This window comes from Cupriavidus sp. PB-02 (assembly GCF_058252315.1).
Map to the genome: position 1 here is coordinate 834,474 of NZ_CM177695.1, position 23,481 is coordinate 857,954.

Below are 23,481 nucleotides of genomic sequence, written 5' to 3' on the forward strand. Positions count from 1 at the left end.
GGCGCGCTCACTTCTTCACCAGCGGGCATTCGCTGGCCGACAGCGGACGGAAGGCCTCGTCGCCCGGGATCGTGCCGATGTACCTGACCAGGTCCCACGGTCCCTTCGACTCGGCCGGCGTCTTGGCCTGGGCCAGGTACATGTCGTGCACCATGCGGCCGTCGGCGCGCACCTTGCCGTTGCGCACGAAGGCATCGGACACGGGCAGCGCGCGCATCTTTTCCGCCACGGCCGGGCCCTCTACGGTCTTTGCGGCTTCCACCGCCTTCAGGTAATGCAGCACGCCGGAATAGACGCCGATCTGGCCATGCGTGGGATAGGCCTTGTGGCGCTTGTAGTAGCGCTCGACGAAGTCCTTCGACTTGCCATCGAGGTCGAGCCGGAACGGGTCGACATAGGTCAGCCCCTGCGCAGCGGTCAGGCCCAGGCTCTTGAGATCGGTGATGAAGGTGGAGGGCGTGATCACGGTCTGGCCCGCCTTGATCAGGCCGAACTCGCCGGCCGCCTTGACACCGTTGATCATGTCGTTGCCCGCGTTGGCCAGCACCACCACCTTGGCCTTGGAAGCCGACGCAGCGACCACCGGGCTGCTGAAGTCGCTGGCATTGAGCGGATGCCGGGTGCTGCCGACGTTCTTGCCGCCGCCGGCGTCCACGGCCTTGCGGAAGTCCGCTTCCAGCGACTGGCCGAAGGCGTAGTCGACGGTGATGTAGTACCAGCTGTTGCGCCCCTGTTCGATCAGGCGCCGTACCAGCGGATAAGACACTGAGTAGGTGTCCCATGCCCAGTGGAAGCCGGTGGGCGAGCAGTTCTGGTTGGTCAGCGCCATGGCGCCGCCGGTCGAGACGATGTCGATCTTTTGCTTCTGCCGCGCGACCTCCTGCACCGCCAGCGCGGTCGACGAGTTGGGGAAGTCGATCACCATGTCGACACCGTCGGTATCGAACCAGCGGCGCGCCAGCGACGAGGCGATATCCGCCTTGTTCTGGTGGTCGGCGGACAGGACCGTCACGGGTTTGCCGAGGGCCGTGCCGCCGAATTCTTCCACCGCCATATGCGCGGCTAGCACCGAGCCCTTGCCGGAGAGGTCGGCATAGGAGCCGGACATATCGGTAATGACGCCGATCTTCACGCCATTGGCGTCGGCCAGCGCGGGCGTGGCGGCGGCCAGGCCCAGCAGGGCGGAGGACGCGGCGAGGGTGCGGAGGATGCGAGAGGTGGGCATGGTAGCTCCAGGTTGTCTGCGCTAAAGGGATGGGTTGCGATGGTTGCGTTCGGCGTACCGCGGTGCCATCGCCGCACCGCGGTTTCGCTGAGAAACTCAGTATGCTGAATAGATGGCCGGGAAAAAGGGCGGATCGCTCCGCCCTCCAGGTTCACCGGTGGCGCCGCTCAGGTCGCCAGGTCGCGGCCGCGCGTCTCCGGCACGAACAGCATGCCGATGACAAAGGCGAGTCCGGCGATGACCACCGGGTACCACAGGCCGAAGTACACGTCGCCGCTGGACACGTTCATGGCCGTGACCACGAAGGACAGCATGCCGCCGACCCAGCCCGCCCCGAGGTGGAAGGGCAGCGACAGCGAGGTGTAGCGCACGCGGGCCGGGAACAGTTCCACCATGAAGGCCGCCATTGGCCCGTACACCATGGCCAGGAACAGGATCGGCACCAGCAGCAGCACGAACACCATCGGCGTGTTCATCTTTGCGGGGTCGGCCCGCTCCGGCCAGCCGGCCGCCACCAGCGCGCTCTTGATGGCGGCGCGGTCGAAACCCTGCAGCGTGCGGTTGCCGATGCGCACTTCCGCCTGCGCCGGATTGCTGGCCGGCGCGAAGGTGTAGCCCACGCCCAGGTCGGTCAGGTAGCCGCGGATCTTGTCGCAGGCCGACACCGGTTCGCCGAACAGGCGCGCCTTGCAGTCGCCGGCGGTCACCTGCACGGCGCCTTGCGATTGGAACTGCTCCAACGCTGGATTGGCATAGTGCGTGAGGCCCTTGAACACCGGCTGGATGCACACCGCCGCCAGCAGGCACGCGGCCATCATGATGTACTTGCGGCCGATGCGGTCGGACAGCCAGCCGAACAGCAGGTAGCAGGGCGTGGCCACCACCAGCGCGATCGCGATCAGCATGTGGACGGTTTCAAGCGGCACATGCAGCGTCTTGTTGAGGAAGAACATCGTGTAGAAGTGGCCGGTGCCGAAGATCGCGCCCAGGCCGGCCGCCACCACGAACAGCAGCAGCACTGACTTGAGGTTGGTCCAGTTGGTGAAGCTCTCGCGGATCGGCGCCTTCGAGGTGGTATTGCTGGCCTTCATGCGGGCAAAGACCGGCGACTCGTGCAGCTTGCCGCGGATGTAGACCGAAATCACCAGCATCACCAGCGACACGATGAAGGGAATGCGCCAGCCCCAGTCCCGGAATTCAGCCTCGGTCAGGAAGGTCTTGAGCAGGTAGACCACGAACAGCGAGGCGAGCAGGCCCAGCGTGGCGGTGGTCTGCAGCGAGCTGGTATACAGGCCGCGCTTGTGCATCGGCGAGTGCTCGGCCACGTAGGTGACCGCACCGCCGACCTCGCCGCCGAGCGCCAGGCCCTGCAGCAGCCGCAGCAATACCAGCAGTACCGTGGCCGTGATGCCGATCTGCTCGTACGTGGGCAAGACGCCGACGCCCACGGTGGCAACCCCCATCAGCAGGATGGTGACCAGGAAGGTGTACTTGCGCCCGATCAGGTCGCCCAGGCGGCCGAACAGCAACGCGCCCACCGGGCGTATCAGGAAGCCGGCGCCGAAGGTAGCCAGGCTGGCGAGGAACGCGGCGGTTTCGTTGCCCTTGGGGAAGAAGAGTGCGCCGAAATACACTGCCAGCGCGGCATAGATATAAAAGTCGTACCACTCCATCAGGGCACCGAAGGAAGAGGCAAGTATGACCTTGCGCTCCTCGGTAGTCATGCCGGAGGCGGGGGCGCTTGTCTCGGCGCGAGTCAGGCTGATCGTCATGGCGGGGGTCCTTTTGGTGAAGCTGTTGTCTCTGTATGTCTGTTCTTCCCGGCGGTGCCGGCGGCGCGCCCCAGGGCCTGTCGAGCCCTCGCGGAGTGCAGCACCGCATGCTTCCGATGCACCAGTCAGTATGCTGATGAGAAGCGCAGTATGCTGAGTAAAATGCGGGCCAGTCGCGGAGACTCCGGACAGGCCCAAACACTTGTTTAAACGGCTTTTTAATATCGTCAGCATACTGAACATCTGGGCGCAGTGTACTGAGCAGCCAATGCCATCGTTATAGGTGTTAACCCTCCGCGCGGCGTCTGGACTTTTCAAAAGCTGATGACTAGAATCCGGAAACTAATCAGTGTACTGAGCATTTGCGATTTCACCATCAGGAGCCCCCACCAGCATGAGCAACGTAAAGAAGATCGCACTGGAAGAGCATTTCATGACGCCGGGTTTCCAGGCCTATTCCAGGGCATTCACCCAGCATCTCGATCCGGCGGTGTTCGCCGAGCTGGGCCGCCGCCTGGCCGACTTCGACGAATGCCGCCTCGCCGAGATGGACCGCTTCGGCATCGACATCACGGTGCTGTCGCAAACCGGGCCGGGCGTGCAGGGCGAGCCCGACGCGCAGCGCGCCGTGGCGCGGGCGCGCGAGAGCAATGACTTCCTGGCCGCGCAGATTGCGCGCCACCCCACGCGCTACGCCGGCTTCGCGGCGCTGCCGATGCATGACCCGGAACAGGCCGCGCGTGAACTGGAGCGCGCCGTGCGCGAGCTGGGTTTCAAGGGCTCGCTGGTAAACGGCCATACCCAGGGGCGCTATTACGACGATCCTGCTTACGACGTCTTCTGGGAACGCATGCAGGCGCTGGACGTGCCCATGTACCTGCATCCTACCGATGCCTTCGTGCCGCCGCAGGTGCTGGGCGGGCACCCGGAGCTGACGGGGGCGGCGTGGGGCTGGGGCGTGGAGACCGCGTCGCATGCGCTGCGGCTGCTCTTCGGCGGCGTGTTCGACCGCTTCCCGCGCCTGAAGCTCATCCTCGGCCATATGGGCGAGGGGCTGCCGTTCCAGCGCTGGCGCTTCGACAGCCGCTTTGCGGTCTATTCGCACGGCGTGCGGCTGGCGCGCGCGCCTTCCGAGTACATCGGCACCAATATCGTCATCACCACCTCGGGCGTTTGCTCGCACGGCACGCTGGCCGGCGCCATTGCCGAACTCGGACCGGAGGCCGTGATGTTCTCGGTCGACTATCCCTACGAATCCACCGAAGTGGCGGCGAAGTTTATCGAAGAGGCGCCGCTGGACGACACCACGCGCGCGCTGGTCTGCCACGGCAACGCGCGGCGCCTGCTCAAGCTGTAAACGGCGCAACGCATACAACAGAGAACCCTCATGCAAAAAGTCTTTCGCATCGGCCAGATCGTTCCCAGCTCGAACACGACGATGGAAACCGAAATCCCCGCCATGCTGACCGCACGCCAGCAGATCCGTCCCGAGCGCTTCACCTTCCACTCCAGCCGCATGCGGATGAAGAAGGTGGTCAAGGAAGAGCTCGCCGCCATGGATGCCGAATCCGACCGCTGCGCGGTGGAGCTGAGCGACGCCCGCGTCGACGTGCTCGGCTATGCCTGCCTGGTGGCCATCATGGCGATGGGGCACGGCTATCACCGCAAGTCGGAGCAGCGGCTCAAGGCCCATACCGTCGAGAACGGCGGCGATGCGCCGGTCATCACCAGTGCCGGTGCGCTGGTCGATGCGCTGCGCGTGATCGGCGCCCGCCGTATCGCCGTGGTCGCGCCGTACATGAAGCCGTTGACGGAGCTGGTGGTGGACTACATCCGCAACGAGGGCTATGAAGTGGTGGATTACCGCGCGCTCGAGATCCCGGACAACCTGGACGTCGGCCGACACGATCCGGCGCGGCTGCCTGGCATCGTGTCGCAGATGAACCTTGCCGAGGTCGATGCCATCGTGCTGTCGGCGTGCGTGCAGATGCCGTCGCTGCCGGCGGTGGCGAAGGTCGAGGCGATGACGGGCAAGCCGGTCATCACCGCGGCCATCGCCACCACCTACGCGATGCTGAAGGCGCTGGACCTGGAGCCGGTGGTGCCCGGTGCCGGCGCACTGCTGTCGGGCGCTTACTGAGAGCATGCGATGACGACCTTCCTCTATGGCGCCAATGTCCATGCCAATGGCATTCGCCAGCACTACCTGCGCTATGGCCGCAGCGACGGCGAACGGGCCGGGCGCGATCCCGTCATCATCGTCCCGGGCATCACCAGCCCGGCTATCACCTGGGGCTTTGTCGGCGAGCGCTTCGGCGCCTCGTTCGATACCTACATCCTGGACGTACGCGGCCGCGGCCTGTCGTCCGCCGGGGCGGAGCTGGACTACGGCCTCGATGCCCAGGCCCGCGACGTGGTGGCCTTTGCCGAGGCGCTGGGCCTGCGCCGCTACAGTGTGGTCGGCCATTCGATGGGCGCCCGCATCGGCGTGCGCGCCGCGGCGGGGCAGCCCGAAGGCCTGGCGCGGCTGGTGATGGTCGATCCTCCGGTGTCCGGACCCGGGCGCCGTCCGTATCCCGCGCAATTGCCCTGGTACGTCGATTCCATCCGCTTGTCGCAGCACGGCACGGACCTGGAAGGCATGCGCCGCTTCTGCCCGACCTGGACCGACGAGCAACTGCGCCTGCGCGCCGAATGGCTGCATACCTGCAATGAGGATGCTGTCGTGCGCAGTTTCGAGGACTTCCATCGCGACGACATCCATGCGGACCTGCCAAAGGTCACGGTGCCGGCGCTGCTGATGACCGCCGGGCGTGGCGATGTGGTGCGCGCGGAAGACGTGGCAGAGATCCGCACGCTGCTGCCCGGCGTGCTGGTCAGCCACGTGGCCGGCGCCGGCCACATGATCCCGTGGGATGACGAAGCGGGCTTCTACGCGGCGCTGGGGGACTTCCTCGGCGCGACGCTGACGCGATAACGAACCAGGAGCCGAAATGCCGGTAAGTGACCACCAGATGATCGAGGCCTGGCGCAAGGTGCTGAAGCTGTCACGGCTCGAGCCAGGACAGACCGTCACCATCCTGACCAGCGCCGCCACCCACCCGCAGACGCTGTCCACCGCGCTGATCGCGACCCAGGCGATGGGCGCCATCGTCAACCGGCTCGACCTGCCGCCGGTCAATGGCGAGAAGGCGCTGAGCCGCGACGCGCTGGCCTACCTGGGCACGACTCCGCTCACGGGCAACCGTGCAGCGATTGCCGCGCTCAGGGAAAGCGACCTGGTGCTTGACCTGATGACGCTGCTGTTCTCACCGGAGCAGCACGGCATCCTGAAGGGCGGCACGAAGATCCTGCTCGCCGTCGAGCCACCCGAGGTGCTGGCGCGCATGGTGCCGTGCGAGGCCGACCGCGAGCGCGTCAAGGCCGCCGCCGGGCGGCTGGCGGCCGCGAAGGAAATGCACGTGGTGTCGCCGGCCGGCACCGACCTGCGCTGCCCGCTGGGCGAGTTCCCCGCTATCAGCGAGTACGGCTTTGTCGACGAGCCCGGCCGCTGGGACCACTGGCCGAGCGGCTTCGCGCTGACCTGGCCGAACGAAGGCGCGGCCAGCGGCACCATCGTGCTGGACCGCGGCGACATCCTGCTGCCGCAGAAGACCTACGTCACCGAGCCGGTCAGGCTGACGGTGGAGGAGGGCTTTGCCACGCGCATCGAAGGCGGCCTGCATGCCGAGCTGCTGAGCGAGTACATGGCCTCGTTCAACGATCCTGAAGCCTATGCCATCTCGCATATCGGCTGGGGATTGCAGCCGCGCGCGCACTGGTCGACGCTCGGGCTGTACGACCGCGAAGCCACCATCGGCATGGATGCGCGCGCCTTCGAAGGCAACTTCCTGTTCTCGCTGGGTCCCAACAACGAAGCGGGCGGCAGCCGCACCACGGCCTGCCATATCGATATTCCCGTGCGCCACTGCACTGTGCGCCTTGACGGCGTGGACGTGGTGACCCGCGGCAAAGTCACCGACGGCTTCTGTTACCCGGAGGAAAAGTAGCCATGCACAAGGAGATCGGCGCATACCAGCGCCAGGGCTTCGGCAGCGAGCTGGAGCTGGACGGCCCGTTCGGGCTGCTGGTGGTGGATTTCGTCAACGGCTTTGCCGACCCGGACGTGTTCGGCGGCGGCAATATCCGCGAGGCCATCGCCAATACCGTGCCGCTGCTGGCGGTGGCGCGGCGCGAGGGCTGGGCCATCGCGCACAGCCGCATCGTCTTTGCGGACGATGGGTCGGATCACAACATCTTCTCCATGAAGGTGCCGAAGATGCTGTCGCTGAAGGAGCGCGCGCATAACAGCGCCATCGTCGAAGAACTGGCGCCGCAGGCGGGCGAACTGATGGTGCGCAAGACCGTGCCGTCGGCGTTCTTCGGCACGTCGCTGGCGGCGTGGCTCACGCAGCGCGGCGTGCGCACGCTGGCGGTGGCCGGTGCCGTGACCAGCGGCTGCGTGCGCGCCAGCGTGGTCGATGCCATGCAGTACGGCTTCCGGCCGCTGGTGTTGTCCGATTGCGTGGGCGACCGCGCAATCGGCCCGCATGAAGCGAACCTGTTCGACATGGCGCAGAAGTACGCAACGGTCACCACGCGTGCTGAAGGGCTGGCTGCCATCGGGGTGGGCGCATGAGCGCCGGCCACCGTGGCCAGCAAGGATGCGGTAAAGCCACAATTGACAACCTCTTGCGCAGTTTCATAGCATTTTGGTCAGTATGCTGAGTAACCAGGCGGAATCATCGGGACGGACAGGACAATGACATCGTCGACGGAACCGGATCATCCGGACGCAGTGCGCGGCCAGGGCGTAGGCGCTCGCGTGGCACGCAAGGAGGACGCCAGGCACCTGCATGGCAAGGGACGCTTCGTGGCGGATATCGCCATGCCGGACCTGCAGGAGGTGGCGTTCCTGCGCAGCCCGGTGGCGCATGCCCGGCTGTTGTCGGTGACCAAGCCCGCACGCCACGCGGCGGCGGTGATCGTGCGCGAAGACATGGCGGCCGCCAGCGATATCGTCGCCGACTCGGCGTTCCCCTCCTATCAGCCATCCGCACAGCCGCCGCTGGCCAGCGGCAAGGTGCGCTTCGTCGGCGAGCCGGTGGCGATGGCGTTCGCCCCGACCCGCGCCGAGGCGGAAGACATCGCCGAGCAGGTCGCGGTCGAGTTCGACGAGCTCACCGCACTGACCGACGTGACGCAGGCGCGCCAGCTGTCGGAGGAGGTGCGTGTGCACGATCACTGGCGCGACAACACCTTCCTGACGCTGAACGCCGACAAGAATTTCGAGGCGCGCCGGCACGAGGCCTCGGTCGTGGTCCGGCGCAGCATCGACCTGGCCCGCCAGTGCATGGTGCCGATGGAAGGCAAGGCGGTGCTCGCCTACTGGGACCACCAGTTCGACCAGCTGGTGGTGTACAGCGCCACGCAGGTGCCGCATATGATCCGCACCATCCTGGGCCACTGCCTGGGGCTAGAGCAGGAGCGCGTGCGCGTGATCTCGCCCGACGTGGGCGGCGCTTTCGGCTACAAGTGCGTGCTGCAGCAGGAAGAGCTGTGCATCGCCTGGCTCGCCATGACCTACAAGCGGCCGTTCCGCTTTATCGAGGACCGGCGCGAGCACCTGACCGCCGGCGCCAATTCGCGCGAGCACCACTACGACCTGACCGCCTACGCCGATGCCCGCGGCCGCCTGCTGGCGCTGGACGCAAAGATCGTGATCGACGGTGGCGCCTATTCGGTATGGCCGTTCACCATCGGGCTGGAGCCGGGGCAGGCGATCGGCAACCTGCCCGGGCCCTATGCCTTTGACGGCTATCGCTGCGAGACCACGTGCGTAGCCACCAACAAGCCGGGCTTCGTACCGTATCGCGGCGTGGCGCGCACCGGCGTCTGCTTTGCGATGGAACTGATGATCGACGCCATCGCGCGCGAGGTGCAGCGCGAGCCATGGGAAGTGCGCTGCGAGAACCTGGTGCCGCCCGAGGCCATGCCCTACGTCAACGTCAGCAACAAGCACTTCGACGGTGGCGACTATCCGGCCAGCGTGCGCAAGGCCATGGAAATGATCGGCCTGCCCGAAATCCGCGCGCGCCAGCGGGCGGGGCCGCGGGGCAGCCGCTATGTCGGCGTGGGCTTTGGCACCTACACGGAGCAGTCGGCGCACGGCACCTCGGTGTTCGCGGCCTGGGGCACGCCGGTGATCCCGGGCTACGATTCGGCCACGGTGCGCATCACGCCGGATGGCGGGCTGGAGGTGCGTGTCGGCGTGCATTCGCACGGGCAGGGCATGGAGACCACGTTCGCGCAGATTGCGCACGAGATCCTGGGCATCGATATCGGGCGGATCAAGCTGGTGCATGGCGATACCGGGCTGACGCCGTTCTCGACCGGCACCTATGCCTCGCGCTCGCTGGTGATGTCGGGCGGCGCGGTGTCGCGCGCCTGCAAGGCACTGCTGCCGCGCCTGCAGAAGATCGGCGCGCATATGCTGGGGCAGCCGGTGGAGGCGGTCGCCTTCGCAGCGGGCACTGTCCGGGCCGGCGATGCCGGCGGCGTCGATATCGTCCGCATTGCCAACGCGTGGTACATCAATCCACACCTGCTGCCGCCTGACGTCGACGCGCAGGGTCTGGAGGTCACCATGGGCTTCAAGCCGGCGGTCGATACCGGCAGCTTCACCTACGCCACGCATGCCGTCGCGGTGGAGGTCGATGTCGACTCGGGCCATGTCGAGATCCTCGACTACGTGGTGGTCGAGGACTGCGGCACCATGATCAACCCGATGGTGGTCGAAGGCCAGACCTACGGCGGGGTCGCGCAGGGCATCGGCACCGCGATGTTCGAAGAGATGCGCTACGACGGCAACGGCCAGCCGCTGGCGTCGACGCTGGCGGACTACATGCTGCCCGGGCCGACCGAGATCCCGGCGATTCGCATCCATCATTTCGAGACGCCGTCGCCGCATACCGAGTTCGGCGCCAAGGGCATGGGCGAGGGTGGGGCCATCGCGCCGCCCGCGGCCATCTTCAACGCGGTGAACGACGCCTTGCGCGGCTTCGGCGTCGAACTGAAGGAAACGCCGCTGACGCCAAGAAAGATCCTTGAAGCGCTGGATGCGGCAGAAGCCGGCGCGCAAAACATGAAGGCAGCCTGACCGATGAAAGCCGTCGCCTTTTCCTATCATGCGCCCGGCTCGCTGCCGGAGGCGCTGGCCCGCCTGGGCGCGGGCACCGATGTCGCCAAGACCATGGGCGGAGGCCAGTCGCTCGGCCCGATGCTGAACCTGCGGCTGACCCGTCCCGACACGGTGGTTGATGTGTCCGGGCTGGCCGCGCTGCGCGAAGTCAGCGCAACGCCCGACGGCATCCGCATCGGCGCCTGCGTCACCCATGCACAGATCGAGGATGGTGTGTTCGCGCCGCTGCGCGGCACGATGCTGCAGGCCGTGGCCGGCGGCATCGCCTATCGCGCGATCCGCAACCGCGGCACTGTCGGCGGCAGCCTCGCCCATGCGGACCCTGCCGCGGACTGGGTGGTGGTGATGACGGCGCTGGGTGCGCGCATCGAGATCGCTTCGTCCTCCGGTGCCCGCCAGGCGCCCATGGAAGCCTTTATGGTCGGTGCCTACACCACCGTGCTGGCGGACGGCGAACTGATTGCGGCGGTGCACGTGCCGCCGGCCACGGCGCACAGCCGATGGGGCTACCAGAAGCTATGCCGCAAGACTGGCGAGTTTGCCGAAGCCAGCTGCGCCGCGTACTTCGACGCCAGCCGCCGCTTTGCACGGATCGTGCTCGGCGCGTTGGACGGCGCGCCGGTGGTGCTGCCCGCGCTCACGCGCGCGGTCGCGGGGCAAGGTGCCGCGGCGCTCACGGCCAGCGCCGTGGACGAGGCCGTGGCGCAGGCGGCGCCGGGCAAGGACGCCATCGACCGCAAGCTTTACCGTACCGTCGTGATGCGCTGCGTCACGCAAATGCTGAACTGAGGAGCGCCCGTGCAGACCATCGAATTCACCGTCAACGGCCGCCAGCTTTCCGGCGCGTGCGCGGACCGCACGCACCTGGGCGACTTCCTGCGCGACACGCACCGCCTGACCGGCACCCACCTCGGCTGCGAGCATGGCGTGTGCGGCGCCTGCACCGTGCTGCTCGACGACAAGCCGGTGCGCTCGTGCATCACCTTCGCGGCGGCCTGCCAGGGCGCCGACATCGTCACCGTCGAAGGCTACCAGGACGATGGCGTGATGGCCGACCTGCGCGCGGCGTTCAACCAGCACCACGCGCTGCAGTGCGGCTTCTGCACGCCGGGCATGCTGGCGACCGCGCGCGATATCGTGCTGCGCCTGCCTGACGCCGATGACGCCACCATCCGCCACGAGCTGTCAGGCAACCTGTGCCGCTGCACCGGCTATATGGGGATCGTCGCTGCCATCCGCGCGGTACTGGACGCACGCCACGACGCAGCAGGCGTGATTGCGCGGCACGCCGCGGGCGCGGCGCCGGCCGAAGCGCCGTTCACCAGTTTTGCCGTTGCGGACGAAGCGCTCGGCACGCTGCCGCACCTGACCGCAAGCACCGGCGCCGAGGCGGAACGGTCAGCCGACCGCAAAGGCTGGTCGCGCATCGAGGGCAGCTTCACCGTTCCCTACGCGCTCGATGCGGTATGGGCCTTCATGGCTGACCTGCCGGCCGTGGCGGGCTGCCTGCCGGGCGCGGTGCTCACTGAAATGGCGGGGGAGAAGGTCAAGGGCCATATCGCCATCAAGTTCGGCCCCATGTCGGCGAAGTTCGAGGGCGCCGCACGCCTGCAGCGCGATGACGCACTCAAGCGCGGCGTGCTGAAGGGCGCGGGCCAGGACTCGCTCAGCAATTCCAAGGCCGCGGGCGATATCGCCTACCAGCTGAAGGCGCTCTCCGCGCACGAGACCGAAGTCGCGGTCGACCTGCAGTATTCGCTGCAAGGGCCGCTGGCGCAGTTCTCGCGATCGGGGCTGGTGCGCGATTTCGTGCGGCGCATGATTGCCGATTTCGGCAAGTCGGTGGCGCGCCGGATGGACCCGACGCTGAGCGATGCCGAGCGCAACCAGGCGGTACGCCTCAATCCCGTGGCGATGTTCTTCGGCGTGCTGTGGGAGCGGGTCAAACGGTGGTTCGGCGCCCGCTGAACACGCCCGCCGGGCTGTCGCAACCCTTGCCCGCGTCAGCCCGGATGCACTACAACCAGTAGTGCGGTGGCAGTGGTCTTGCCGCCATTGGAGATCGCATGTGCGACATCGGCCGCATAGCGCGCCGTCTCGCCGTGCCGCAGCTTCTTCTCGTCGGCGCCGGCGCGCACCGTTACCGACCCGCTCAGCACCGACAGGTGTTCCTGCGTGCCGGCCTCATGGGGCTCGGAGGCCAGCACGCCGCCGGCCTGGATGGTCAGCTCATACCACTCGAAGCGCCCGGCCAGGTCGATCGGGCCGAGGATGCGCAGGTCGCAGCGGGTATCGGGACTTTTCAGCGAGGGCGTGGCGTGGGGCTGGACCACGGTGATGCCGCCGCCGGGCCGCTCGGCCGCGCCGCCCGCGAGGAAATCCGTCAGGCTCACGCCCAGCGCATTGGCCAGGCGCCACAGCACGGCCACGGTCGGGTTGGCGAGGTTGCGTTCGATCTGCGACAGCATCGACTTGGACACCCCGGCGCGGCGCGACAGTTCGTCGAGCGACAGGCGCTGCTGCTGCCGCAGTGCCTGCAGCGCCAGGCCGACGGCGGGAGGGCCTTCGGGCTGCTGGGGTGGCGAGCTCTGGACAAGGGCTTGCGTCATGGTTGGATGTTCGTTATATTGCGCAAAACGTTCGATATACAGAACGTGTTCGATTTATCGATCGAATCGTAGCATATCGCCTGCACGCCATTGCCCACCAACGGGAGCCAAGCCATGTCGAATGCCGAGGCATTCTATGCATCCATCCGCACCGAACTCGACGCCATCCGCGAGGCGGGACTGTTCAAGCAGGAGCGCGTGATCGCCACGCCGCAGGGCGCCCGGGTGCGCACTGCCGACGGCCGCGAGGTCATCAACTTGTGCGCCAACAACTACCTGGGCCTGTCGTCCCACCCGCAGGTGATCGAGGCCGCGCACGAGGCGCTGCGCACGCATGGCTACGGCCTGAGCTCGGTGCGCTTTATCTGCGGCACGCAGGACCTGCACAAGACGCTGGAGCGGCGGCTGTCGGCCTTCCTCGGCACCGAGGACACCATCCTCTACGGCTCGGCCTTCGATGCCAACGGCGGTTTGTTCGAGACGCTGCTGGGCGCGGACGACGCGATCATCAGCGACGCACTCAACCATGCCTCGATCATCGACGGCATTCGCCTGAGCAAGGCACGACGCTACCGCTACCAGCATAACGACCTGGACGACCTGCGCGTGCAGCTCGCGCAGGCGCAGGCGGACGGCGCACGCTTCACGCTGGTCTTTACCGACGGCGCGTTCTCGATGGACGGCACCATTGCCCGGCTCGACGAGATGCGCGCGATCTGCGATGAATACGGCGCGCTGCTCGGCATCGACGAATGCCATGCGACGGGCTTCCTCGGCGCGCGCGGGCGCGGCACGCATGAGCTGCGTGGCGTGTTCGGCAAGATCGACATCATCACCGGCACGTTGGGCAAGGCGCTCGGCGGCGCCTCCGGCGGCTTCACCAGCGCGCGCACGGAAGTGGTGGCGCTGCTGCGCCAGCGCTCGCGGCCCTACCTGTTCTCCAATACGGTGGCGCCGGCCATCGTGGGCGCATCGATCGCGGTGCTCGATATCCTGGAAGGCAGCACCGAGCTGCGCGACCGGCTCGAGCGCAACACGGCGTTCTTCCGCGCCGGGCTCGGCAAGCTGGGCTTCGACGTCAAGGCGGGCGACCATCCCATCATCCCGATCATGGTCTACGACGCCGACAAGGCACAGCAGCTCGCGCAACGTCTGCTGGAACTCGGCGTGTACGTGGTGGGCTTCTTCTATCCTGTGGTGCCAAAAGGCCAGGCCCGCATCCGCGTGCAGATGAGCGCGCTGCATGACGAAGCCGCGCTGCAAGCCGCGCTCGACGCCTTCGGCCAGGCTGGCCGCGAACTGGGGCTGATTCGATGAGCGAGGGAAAACCGAAGATCCTGATCGTCGGCGCGAACGGGCAGATCGGATCGGAACTGGCACTGGCGCTGGCCGAGCGCTACGGGCGCACCAACGTCATCACCTCCGACGTGGTGCCCACCGGCCGCCACGTGCACCTGACGCACGAGATGATCAACGCCACGGACCGCGGTGAACTGGCCTCCGTGGTCGAGCGCCATGGCATCAGGCAGGTCTACCTGCTCGCCGCGGCCTTGTCCGCCACCGGCGAGAAGGCGCCGCAGTGGGCGTGGAACCTGAACATGACCAGCCTGCTCAACGTGCTGGAGCTGGCGCGCCAGACCGGCCTGGAACGCGTGTTCTGGCCCAGCTCGATCGCCGCCTTCGGCCCGACCACGCCGCGCGACGCCACGCCGCAGAAGACCGTGATGGAGCCCACCACCGTCTACGGCATCTCCAAGCAGGCGGGCGAGGGCTGGTGCCGCTGGTACCACGCCAACCACGGCGTGGACGTGCGCAGCGTGCGCTATCCCGGCCTGATCTCGCACAAGACCCCGCCGGGCGGCGGCACCACCGACTATGCCGTCGATATCTTCCATGCAGCGGTGAAGGGCGAGCCTTACACCTGCTTCCTGAAGGAAGACGAGGCGCTGCCGATGATGTATATGCCCGACGCCATCCGCGCCACCATCGAACTGATGGAGGCGCCGGCGGACAAGCTGAGCGAGCGCGGCAGCTACAACATCGCCGGCATGAGCTTCACGCCGGCGCAGATTGCCGCGGCCATCCGCGAGCAGGTGCCGGGGTTCGAGATCCGCTATGAACCGGACTATCGCCAGGCGATCGCGCAGGGCTGGCCGGATTCGATCGACGATTCGGTCGCGCGCGCGGACTGGGGATGGAAAGCGGAGTATGGGTTGAAGGAGATGGTGGCGGATATGCTGGCTAACCTGAAGAGCTAAAGTCGAAACTGGTGTACGGGCGGGGAATTTGAGGCGCGGAGTAGAGGGCGGTGGAGCTTTCCGCTGAGAATCTGATTGTCGAGATCGGAAACCAGCACAAGAAAGGTCCACCATGAGCAAGGATAAAGGGAAAGAAGCAGTCGGTCTATCGGAAATCGGGCTTGGGCTCGAGGAGCTGATCAGGCGCGGGGCTCGGCGGGTCATCCAGGAGGCGATTGAAGTGGAGCTGGCAGAGCTGCTTGAGCAGTTCAGTAATGTCAAGACGTTGAGCGGGCAGCGCGCCGTGGTTCGCAATGGCTACCTCCCGGAGCGCGAGGTGCTGACGGGGGCCGGCCCGATTGCCGTGAAGGTGCCCAAGGTGCGCGATCGGTCCGGGTCTGGCGTGAAGTTCAACTCGGCGATCGTGCCGCCGTATGTGAGGAAGTCGCCGCGGGTGAGTGCAGCGCTGCCCTGGCTGTATCTGAAGGGAGTATCGACAGGCGACATGAGCGAGGCGTTGTCGGTGCTGCTTGGTGAGGATGCCAAAGGGCTATCGGCCAACGTGGTGAGCCGATTGAAGGCGCAGTGGGCAGACGAGCATGCGAGCTGGAATCAGCGTGATCTGTCGGCGGCGCGCCATGTGTATTGGTGGGTGGACGGCATCCACACGGGTCTGCGTAGCGAGGGATCGGACGGGCAATGCCTGCTGGTCATCATCGGCGTTACGCCAGACGGCAGGAAGGAGCGCGTGGCGATCGGTGACGGCTATCGGGAATCGAAGGCATCGTGGGTGGAAGTACTGTTGGACCTGAAATCCCGCGGCCTGCAGGCTGGCCCGCTGGCGGCGGTCGGCGATGGCGCCATGGGATTCTGGGCTGCCCTGGAGGAGGTGTTCCCGGCCACGCGCGCCCAGCGTTGCTGGTTCCACAAGATGGGCAATGTCCTGAACGCCTTGCCCAAGTCCCAGCACGGCCGCGCCAAGGCAGATCTGCAGGCGATTTGGATGGCGGCCACCAGGGCAGATGCCTATGCTGCCTTCGATCGCTTTGCGACGATCTACGGCGCCAAGTACCCCAAGGCCACCGGCGTGCTCACCAAGGACCGAGACAGCCTGCTGACCTTCTACGACTTCCCGGCCGAGCACTGGCAGCACATCCGCACGACCAACGCGATTGAGTCGACCTTCGCGACCGTGCGTCACCGCACGACGCGCACGCGCAATTGCGTGTCACGAGCGACTTTCCTTGGCCTGGCCTTCAAGCTGATCGAGGAAGCCGAGAAAACATGGCGCCGCATCAAAGGTGCCGAACACATCGAACTGCTCTTGAAGGGCGTCCCCTTCAAGGACGGTGCCCCGGCGCAAGACAATCCGCCGGTTCAGCAGAAACTCGCCGCCTGACGACCGGCCACGATCAACCTTCATACACCAGATTTGACTTTATCTCCCTGAAGGCTTCGCTGCCCGATTGAGCCGCTACGGTGCGATCGCACCGTCGATGGCAATCCTGATCCCCTCGCTGCCGACCGCCACCGGTCCGGTACGCCCGACCAGGTCGCCTGCCTTCGGCAAGGCACTGCCGGTCGCGGAAATCCGTGCTTCCAGCATGACCTGCTGCTGCCCTGACAACCTGTGGTCCGGCCGCATTGCCATCGCGTCGTCGAGCGTGAACGACAGCGGCAGGTCGCGCGCCTGGCGGCGCATCACCGCCAGCGGCATGCGCGAGCCGTCGGCCGGCAGCGCATAGACGAACAGCGTGTCGCCGGGTTGCGGCATGCGCCCGGCCTTTTCGCTCAGCGTGACCAGGCCAGTGATCCTTGCTGCCGGCTCCGCTTGTGCAGGCGCCCCGCGCACGGCCGCGAGGTTGGCCACGACCCTGGCCGCCGTCTGCGAATCCGCCGGCAGCAGCCGCTGCAGGTGCTCCCAGTAGCCGATCGCCGCCTGCTTGTCGCCACGTTCGACCGCTGCGCTTGCTGCCAGCGCGAGCCCCTTGGGATCGTCCGGATCCAGCTTCAGCGCCTGCCGTATCTGCGCCATCGGCGGGCCTTCCAGCGAGCCGCCGTTCAGGCTGGCCAGCACGTCGGCGTAGTCGGAGCGCAGCGGCGCGGCCTCCGGCGCCAGTTCGATCGCACGGGCGTAGGCCGCGGCGGCGTCGGCGTGGCGTTCCAGCACGCTGTAGGAGCGTGCCAGCATGGCCCAGCCCTGGGCGTCGTCGGGCGCTTCGCGCAGGCGCTGCGCGAGCTGGGTGACCATGCCCTCGACCTGCGCGCCGCTGAGCTGGTGCTGGCTGCCGCCGGCGGCGGGGAGGTCGTCGGCGCGCCAGAGCGCGACCGGGTTGCCCAGGTGCAGGTAGAGCAGGATGGCGGCGCTGGGCAGCAATGCCAGCAGCAAGGCGGCGAGCAGCGGCGAGCCGGCGGCCCGTGCCGTGCCGGCGGCGGTTCCGGCGGTGTCATCGAGCAGCCGGCGGCCCAGTTCGTCGCGCGCTTCGGTGTGCCGGGCGGTGGTGAGGGTGCCGCTGCGCAGGTCGGCATCCAGTTCGCGCAACTGGTCGCGATACAGCGCTACCAGCAGCGCGCGCTCGGGCAGGCCGGGGTCCGGCGCGGCGCGGCGGCGCAGCAGCGGCCACAGCAGGCAGGCCATGGTGGCGGCGATCAGGGCGGCGGCGAGCAGCCAGAAGGTCGTCATGGCGGTCCGCTCCGGGCGGGCGGGTCGGCGGTCTCGCCCAACAGGTCCGCAAGCCGTTGCCGCGCACCGGTGTCGAGCGCGTCGTCCGGGGCGCGGCTGCGCGAACGCGCGCGCAGGATGGCAACGGCCACGCCGGCCAGCAGCAGCAGCGGGCCGAACCACAGCAGCCACGTCACTGGCCGCAGCGGCGGCTTGTACAGCACGAAGTCGCCATAACGCTGCGCCAGGTAGTCCCTGACCGCGGCGTCGCTGGCGCCGGCGCGCAGTTGCTCGCGGATCTGGCGGCGCAGGTCGACGGCCAGGTCGGCGTTGGAATCGGCCAGCGTCTGGTTCTGGCACACCAGGCAGCGCAGCTGTGCTGACAGCGCATGGACGCGCGCATCGAGTTCGGCTTCAGACAGCGTGGCCGCGGCTGCCAGCATCGACAGGCAGCATAACGGCACGGCCAGCCATGCATGCGCGCCGCTACGCATGGTTGCCTCCCTGCTTCTCAAGCTGTTCGATCAGCGGGATCAGCTTGCGCTCCAGCACCTCGCGCGTGACCGGGCCGACCTGGCGGTAGCGCACCACGCCCTGCTGGTCGATGACGAAGGTCTCGGGCACGCCATAGACGCCGTAGTCGATGCCCACGCGGCCATCGGCATCGACCAGCGATGCCGTATAAGGATTGCCCAGGCGCTGCAGCCAGTCGCGCGCCGCGGCGGATTGGTCCTTGTAGTTCAGGCCGTAGAGCGGCACCGGCGAGCGCGCGGCAAAGTCCACCAGCAGCGGATGCTCGGTGCGGCAGGCGGCGCACCACGACGCCCACACATTCAGCAGCCAGACCTTGCCACGCATGTCGGCGGAGGCCAGGGTGCGGCCCTCGGGTTCCAGCAGCGGCAGCTGGAACGTCGGCGCGGCCTTGCCGACCAGCGGCGACGGCAGCTCGCGCGGGTCGTGGCGCAGGCCGGCGGCCAGTGCGACGGCGAGTGCCAGGAACGCGGCGAGCGGCAGCAGGAAGCGCGTCATGCAGGGGTCTCCTCGTGTGCGGAGGCCAGCGCGGGCACTGCCGCTGCATCGGGCGCGGCAGCCGGTTCCGCGGCCGCGCGGCGGCGCAGCCGGTAGCGCTTGTCGCACGCGGCCAGCACGCCGCCCAGCGCCATCAGCACGCAGCCGGCCCAGATCCAGTCGACAAAAGGCTTGACGTGGATGCGCACGGCCCACGCCGTGCCGTCGACGTTCTCGCCCAGCGCCACATAGAGATCGCGCGTCAGGCCGCTGTCGATCGCGGCCTCGGTGGTGGGCATGTCCTGGCTGCGGTAGATGCGGCGCTCCGGCGTGAGCACCGCCACCCGCCTGCCGTCGCGCAAAGCCTCCACCACGCCGCGCAAGGCGTCGTAGTTGGGGCCGCTGGCCTGCTTCACGCCGGCGAAGCGGAAGTCGTAGCCGCCCACGCTGACGCTGTCGCCTGCGCGCATCGGCAGCTCGCGCAGGCTTTCCTGGCCGGATACCAGCGTCACCCCTGCGATAAAGACGCCTACGCCGGCATGCGCCAGCAGCATGCCGACATAGCCCGGCGGCAGCTGCCGCAGCGCGGCCAGCCGCCGTCCTTGCTGGTGCCGCAGCCGCGCCGCCAGGCTGGCCACGGCGCTGAGCACGCTCCACGCGGCCAGCAGCAGTCCCAGCCCTGTCAGTGCCGAGGCATCGCGCAGCATCAGCAGCAGGCCCAGGCCGATTGCCAGGCTTGCCACGGCCGCCCAGCGCAAGCGCCGCCCCATGTCGGGCAGGCTGCCGTGGCGCCAGCGCGCCAGCGGCGCCGCGCCCATCAGCAGAACCGCGGGCGCCATCAGCGGCACGAACACCTGCTCGAAGTAGGCCGGGCCGACCGAGATCTTGCCCAGCCCCAGCACATCGACCAGCAGCGGGTAAAGCGTGCCGAGCAGCACCGTGGCCGCGGCCACCGCCAGCAGCACGTTGTTGGCGAGCAGCAGCGACTCGCGCGAGACCGCGGCAAACGCGGCCCGCCTGGCCAGCTTCGGCGCGCGCCAGGCATACAGCGCCAGCGCCAGCCCGGTGACCAGCCCCAGCAGCGCGAGGATAAACACGCCGCGCTTCGGGTCGACCGCGAACGCATGGACCGAGGTCAGCACGCCGGAGCGGACCAGGAAGGTGCCGAGCAGGCTCAGCGAGAAGGTGAAGATCGCGAGCAGCACGGTCCAGGCGCGGAAGGCGCCGCGTTTCTCGGTGACCGCCAGCGAATGCATCAGCGCGGTGCCGGCCAGCCATGGCATGAACGAGGCGTTCTCCACCGGATCCCAGAACCACCAGCCGCCCCAACCCAGTTCGTAGTAGGCCCAGGCGCTGCCCAGCATGATGCCGAGCGTCAGGAAGGCCCACGCCACCGTGGTCCAGGGGCGCGACCAGCGCGCCCACGCGGCATCGACACGCCCGGCCAGCAGCGCCGCCACGGCAAAGGCGAAGGTCACCGAGAAGCCCACGTAGCCCATGTAGAGCAGCGGCGGGTGGAACACCATGCCCGGGTCCTGCAGCAGCGGATTGAGGTCGCGGCCCTCCATCGCGGGCGGCAGCAGCCGCACGAAAGGATTGGACGCGAACAGCAGGAACAGCAGGAAGCCCGCGCTGATCGCGCCCATCACGGCCAGCACGCGCGCCACCACGGCCAGCGGCAACTGCCGGCTGAACCGCGACACGGCCAGCGACCACAGCGCCAGCATCAGCGTCCACAGCAGCATCGAGCCTTCATGACCGCCCCAGACCGCGGCGACCCGGTAGGCCAGCGGCAGCGCACTGTTGGCATTGGCGGCCACGTAGCGCACGCTGAAGTCGTTGCCGACAAAGGCCCAGGTCAGCGCGCCGAAGGCCAGCGCCACCAGCAGGCATTGCACGCGTGCGGCGGGGCGCGCGAGCGCCATCCAAGCCAGGTTGCCGCGCGCCGCGCCGGCCAGCGGCACCGCCGCTTGCACCAGCGCCACCAGCAGGGCCACGATCAGCGCGAAATGGCCGAGCTCGGCGATCATTGCCGGACTCCCTGCGCCGGCGCGGCTTCCGCCATGCGGCGGTTGACCTGCTCAGCCTGCTTCAGCGCGTCGGCCGCTTCCGGCGGCATGTAGTTCTCGTCGTGCTTGGCCAGCACCTCGCTGGCGACAAAGGTGCCGTCCGGCTCCAGCTTGCCACGCGCCACCACGCCCTTGCCCTCGCGGAACAGGTCGGGCAGCAGGCCGCGGTAGCGCACCGGCACCTGGCGTGCGGTGTCGGTGACGACGAAGCGCACCGTCATGCCGTCGCCTTCGCGCCGGATTGAGCCGGGCGCCACCAGCCCGCCCAGGCGGAAGCTGCGCGCCACCGGCGCCTCGTGCGCGGCGACCTGGCTCGGGCTGAAGAAGAACACCAGGTTGGAGCGAAAGGCGTTGAGCACCAGCGCGGCCGCGATGCCGCCGCAGGCGAGCGCCGCGGCAAGCATTCCGAAGCGGCGCTGGCGCGGCGTCATCGGCGGGCTTGCGCGCGTGCGGCGCGGCTGCGGCGTGCCAGCAGCACCAGTTCGAGTGCCAGCATCAGCGCACTGACGCCGAAGGCCCCGACGATGTAGATGCCGTGGTGCCCATAGGGCAGCAGCGATGAAAGTGTCATGATGTCTCCCCCGAAGCCCCCGGCGCGGCCTGGAGCACTTCGCCGCGCTCGCGCAGGATGCAGCGCACGCGCACCAGCGCCACGGCGATGGTGTACATCCAGCAGGCCAGCGTCATCAGCAGCATGCCGGCCAGCATGGTGGCCGCCATCGATGGCGCCGCGGTCAGGCTGACCGAGGCGCCCTGGTGCAGCGTGTTCCACCACTGCACCGAGAAATAGATCACGGGGATATTGACCACGCCCACCAGCGCCAGCACCGCGCAGGCGCATTCGGCGCGGCGCGGCTCGTCGATGGCCGCTTCCAGCGCGATAAAGCCCAGGTACAGGAACAGCAGGATCAGCTCGGACGTGAGCCGCGCATCCCAGACCCACCACGTGCCCCAGGTCGGCTGGCCCCACAGCGCGCCGGTCCATAGCGCCAGCGCGGTGAAGAGCGCGCCGGTGGGCGCCAGCGCCGAGGCCATCATCGACGACAGCCGCGTGCGCAGCACCAGCGCCAGCGCGCAATACGCCGCCATCACCAGGTAGATGAACATCGACATCCAGGCTGCCGGCACGTGGATGAAGATGATCCGGTAGACCTCGCCCTGCTGCGCGTCGGTGGGTGCAACGGCAAAGCCGATCCAAAGCCCGGCCACCGCAAACAACGCGGCCGCGGCAAAGAACCAGGGCGCCATGCGACCCGCGAGCGGATAGAAGCGGACCGGCGCCGCATAGGCCAGCCAGCCGCCGCGCGTGCGCGGCCCTGGCGTGGCAGCGGGATGGACGGATGGCAACGGCTGGCTCATGCCGGCGTCTCCATGGCAATGCGCAGCCCGGCGGCGGTCGCCAGCGGGCACAGGAACAAGGACAACGCCAGGCACGCGCCCAGCAGCGAAAACTGCGGCAGCACATCGAGCCCGGCGTCGGCAGCGGCGGCCGCGCTGGCGCCGAACACCAGCACCGGCACGCACAGCGGCAGCACCAGGATGCACAGCAGCACCGCGCCGCCGCGCACGCCCAGCGTCAGCGCCGCGCCCACCGCGCCGATCAGGCTCAGCGCTGGGGTGCCGACCAGCAGCGAGGCCGCCAGCAGCAGCGAGGCGCTTGCGGGCAGCCCGTACTGCTGCGCCAGCAACGGCGTCAGCAGCAGCAGCGGCAGGCCGCTGGCAAGCCAGTGCGCGGCGATCTTGGCCAGCACCAGCAGCGCCAGCGGGTGCGGCGACAGCAGCAACTGGTCCAGGCTGCCATCCGCATGCTCCTGCGCGAACAGCCGCGACAGCGACAGCATCGACGCCAGCAGTGCCGTCACCCACAGGATGCCCGGCGCCAGCGCCCGCAACTGCTGCGGCTCGGGTCCGATCGCCAGCGGGAACAGGCTGGCGGCGATGACGTAGAACACCACGCTGCCGAGCAGGCTGGCGCGCCGCCGCCAGGACAGCGAGACATCGTGCGCGACGATCGCGGCCAGCGTGCGCATCATGCCGGCGCCCCGAGGTGCAGCACCGCGCCGCCCGCGGGCAGCAGCTGGTGCGTGGCGATCACGGCGATGCCGCCGGCGGCCAGGTGGGCATCGAGCTGGGCATCGAAATGCGCGCAGGCGTCGGCGTCGAGCGCGGCCACGGGCTCGTCGAGCAGCCACAGCGCGCGCCGGGCCAGCGACAGCCGCGCCAGCGCGACCCGCCGGCGCTGCCCTTGCGACAGCGCGCGCACGGGGGTGTGTGCGACCCGCTCCAGTCCCTGTGCCGCCAGCGCGGGCGCGACCGCACCGGCCCCGTCATCCCCCGCCAGCCGCGCGGCAAAGCGCAGGTTCTCCGCCGGGCTCAGGTCAGGGTCGATACCGTTGGTGTGGCCCACGTAGGCCAATGCCTGCTGGTAGGCCGGATCGCCGGCGCGCACCGGGCGGCCGCGCCAGTGCAGCGCGCCGTCGTCAGGCATGGCCAGCCCGCACAGCACGCGCAGCAGGCTGGTCTTGCCGCTGCCGTTGGGACCCAGCACCTGCAGCAGGTCGCCGGGACCGAGTGCGAGGTCGATGCCGCGCAGCACCGGCCGCCCGGCGCGCGACAGGCCCAGCCCGCTGCCATGCAGCACCGGTACGACGTCGCCGCC

23 protein-coding genes are annotated in these 23,481 nt (G+C 68.3%); 11 read left to right on the forward strand and 12 right to left on the reverse strand.

Annotation, left to right across the window (positions count from 1 at the left end):
* Positions 1–7 precede the first annotated feature (7 nt).
* Together AC10V3_RS24515 and AC10V3_RS24520 are read right to left on the reverse strand one after the other, a co-directional pair.
* Positions 8–1,225, reverse strand: coding sequence for an ABC transporter substrate-binding protein (locus AC10V3_RS24515; RefSeq protein ID WP_490924096.1), 1,218 nt, complete (start codon positions 1,223–1,225; stop codon positions 8–10).
* A 167-nt stretch (positions 1,226–1,392) separates the two neighbouring features.
* Positions 1,393–2,997 (reverse strand): MFS transporter, encoded by a 1,605-nt coding sequence (locus AC10V3_RS24520; RefSeq protein WP_022538007.1) that lies wholly within the window; start codon positions 2,995–2,997, stop codon positions 1,393–1,395.
* A gap of 394 nt (positions 2,998–3,391) precedes the next feature.
* Between AC10V3_RS24520 and AC10V3_RS24525 the strand changes: the two genes are divergently transcribed.
* From AC10V3_RS24525 to AC10V3_RS24560, 8 genes are all read left to right on the forward strand, one after another.
* Positions 3,392–4,354, forward strand: coding sequence for an amidohydrolase family protein (locus AC10V3_RS24525; protein WP_022538008.1), 963 nt, complete (start codon positions 3,392–3,394; stop codon positions 4,352–4,354).
* A 30-nt stretch (positions 4,355–4,384) separates the two neighbouring features.
* On the forward strand, positions 4,385–5,137 hold the full coding sequence (locus AC10V3_RS24530; protein WP_022538009.1) for a maleate cis-trans isomerase family protein: 753 nt from the start codon (positions 4,385–4,387) through the stop codon (positions 5,135–5,137).
* A gap of 9 nt (positions 5,138–5,146) precedes the next feature.
* Entirely contained in the window at positions 5,147–5,974 is an 828-nt protein-coding gene (locus AC10V3_RS24535) for an alpha/beta fold hydrolase (RefSeq protein WP_022538010.1), read from the forward strand.
* A gap of 16 nt (positions 5,975–5,990) precedes the next feature.
* Positions 5,991–7,046, forward strand: a complete 1,056-nt coding sequence (locus AC10V3_RS24540) for a 2,5-dihydroxypyridine 5,6-dioxygenase NicX family protein (RefSeq protein WP_022538011.1) — start codon at positions 5,991–5,993, stop codon at positions 7,044–7,046.
* A 2-nt stretch (positions 7,047–7,048) separates the two neighbouring features.
* Entirely contained in the window at positions 7,049–7,675 is a 627-nt protein-coding gene (locus AC10V3_RS24545; RefSeq protein WP_490924097.1) for an N-carbamoylsarcosine amidohydrolase, read from the forward strand.
* 123 nt (positions 7,676–7,798) lie between these two features.
* Positions 7,799–10,195: a xanthine dehydrogenase family protein molybdopterin-binding subunit gene (locus AC10V3_RS24550; protein ID WP_490924098.1), complete on the forward strand. Its 2,397-nt coding sequence runs from the start codon at positions 7,799–7,801 to the stop codon at positions 10,193–10,195.
* 3 nt (positions 10,196–10,198) lie between these two features.
* Positions 10,199–11,026: an FAD binding domain-containing protein gene (locus AC10V3_RS24555; protein ID WP_022538014.1), complete on the forward strand. Its 828-nt coding sequence runs from the start codon at positions 10,199–10,201 to the stop codon at positions 11,024–11,026.
* A 9-nt stretch (positions 11,027–11,035) separates the two neighbouring features.
* Positions 11,036–12,205 (forward strand): xanthine dehydrogenase family Fe-S subunit, encoded by a 1,170-nt coding sequence (locus AC10V3_RS24560; RefSeq protein WP_490924099.1) that lies wholly within the window; start codon positions 11,036–11,038, stop codon positions 12,203–12,205.
* A gap of 35 nt (positions 12,206–12,240) precedes the next feature.
* On the opposite strand, the gene AC10V3_RS24565 is transcribed toward AC10V3_RS24560, so the two are convergent.
* On the reverse strand, positions 12,241–12,846 hold the full coding sequence (locus AC10V3_RS24565) for a helix-turn-helix domain-containing protein (RefSeq protein ID WP_490924100.1): 606 nt from the start codon (positions 12,844–12,846) through the stop codon (positions 12,241–12,243).
* A 114-nt stretch (positions 12,847–12,960) separates the two neighbouring features.
* On the opposite strand from AC10V3_RS24565, the gene kbl reads away from it, so the two are divergent.
* The 3 genes from kbl (at position 12,961) to AC10V3_RS24580 (ending at position 16,482) form a co-directional block, all read left to right on the forward strand.
* Positions 12,961–14,163, forward strand: coding sequence for a glycine C-acetyltransferase (gene kbl / locus AC10V3_RS24570; RefSeq protein WP_022538017.1), 1,203 nt, complete (start codon positions 12,961–12,963; stop codon positions 14,161–14,163).
* Positions 14,160–15,104: an L-threonine 3-dehydrogenase gene (locus tag AC10V3_RS24575; protein WP_490924101.1), complete on the forward strand. Its 945-nt coding sequence runs from the start codon at positions 14,160–14,162 to the stop codon at positions 15,102–15,104. The genes kbl and AC10V3_RS24575 overlap by 4 nt, the downstream gene beginning before the upstream one ends.
* A 112-nt stretch (positions 15,105–15,216) precedes the next feature.
* On the forward strand, positions 15,217–16,482 hold the full coding sequence (locus AC10V3_RS24580; protein ID WP_022540107.1) for an IS256 family transposase: 1,266 nt from the start codon (positions 15,217–15,219) through the stop codon (positions 16,480–16,482).
* A 75-nt stretch (positions 16,483–16,557) separates the two neighbouring features.
* On the opposite strand, the gene ccmI is transcribed toward AC10V3_RS24580, so the two are convergent.
* From ccmI to ccmA, 9 genes are read right to left on the reverse strand one after another with little or no spacing between them, the layout of a single operon-like run.
* On the reverse strand, positions 16,558–17,766 hold the full coding sequence (ccmI, locus tag AC10V3_RS24585; protein ID WP_022538019.1) for a c-type cytochrome biogenesis protein CcmI: 1,209 nt from the start codon (positions 17,764–17,766) through the stop codon (positions 16,558–16,560).
* Positions 17,763–18,239 (reverse strand): cytochrome c-type biogenesis protein, encoded by a 477-nt coding sequence (locus tag AC10V3_RS24590; RefSeq protein WP_022538020.1) that lies wholly within the window; start codon positions 18,237–18,239, stop codon positions 17,763–17,765. The genes ccmI and AC10V3_RS24590 overlap by 4 nt, the downstream gene beginning before the upstream one ends.
* Positions 18,232–18,774, reverse strand: coding sequence for a DsbE family thiol:disulfide interchange protein (locus AC10V3_RS24595; protein WP_022538021.1), 543 nt, complete (start codon positions 18,772–18,774; stop codon positions 18,232–18,234). Before AC10V3_RS24595 ends, AC10V3_RS24590 begins: the two co-directional genes overlap by 8 nt.
* Entirely contained in the window at positions 18,771–20,783 is a 2,013-nt protein-coding gene (locus tag AC10V3_RS24600; protein ID WP_022538022.1) for a heme lyase CcmF/NrfE family subunit, read from the reverse strand. The genes AC10V3_RS24595 and AC10V3_RS24600 overlap by 4 nt, the downstream gene beginning before the upstream one ends.
* Complete coding sequence (gene ccmE / locus AC10V3_RS24605) at positions 20,780–21,253, reverse strand: cytochrome c maturation protein CcmE (protein WP_022538023.1); 474 nt, start codon at positions 21,251–21,253, stop codon at positions 20,780–20,782. The genes AC10V3_RS24600 and ccmE overlap by 4 nt, the downstream gene beginning before the upstream one ends.
* The gene (ccmD, locus tag AC10V3_RS24610; RefSeq protein WP_022538024.1) at positions 21,250–21,393 is read right to left on the reverse strand and encodes a heme exporter protein CcmD; all 144 of its coding nucleotides are present in this window, start codon (positions 21,391–21,393) and stop codon (positions 21,250–21,252) included. The genes ccmE and ccmD overlap by 4 nt, the downstream gene beginning before the upstream one ends.
* Positions 21,390–22,181: a heme ABC transporter permease gene (locus AC10V3_RS24615; RefSeq protein WP_022538025.1), complete on the reverse strand. Its 792-nt coding sequence runs from the start codon at positions 22,179–22,181 to the stop codon at positions 21,390–21,392. The genes ccmD and AC10V3_RS24615 overlap by 4 nt, the downstream gene beginning before the upstream one ends.
* A complete protein-coding gene (gene ccmB / locus AC10V3_RS24620) occupies positions 22,178–22,855 on the reverse strand; it encodes a heme exporter protein CcmB (RefSeq protein WP_022538026.1) in 678 nt (225 codons plus the stop codon). Before ccmB ends, AC10V3_RS24615 begins: the two co-directional genes overlap by 4 nt.
* Positions 22,852–23,463 carry a cytochrome c biogenesis heme-transporting ATPase CcmA gene (gene ccmA, locus AC10V3_RS24625; RefSeq protein WP_041681971.1) on the reverse strand — a complete coding sequence of 204 codons (612 nt, stop codon included), beginning with the start codon at positions 23,461–23,463 and terminating at the stop codon, positions 22,852–22,854. The genes ccmB and ccmA overlap by 4 nt, the downstream gene beginning before the upstream one ends.
* Between the last annotated feature and the right edge of the window lie 18 nt (positions 23,464–23,481).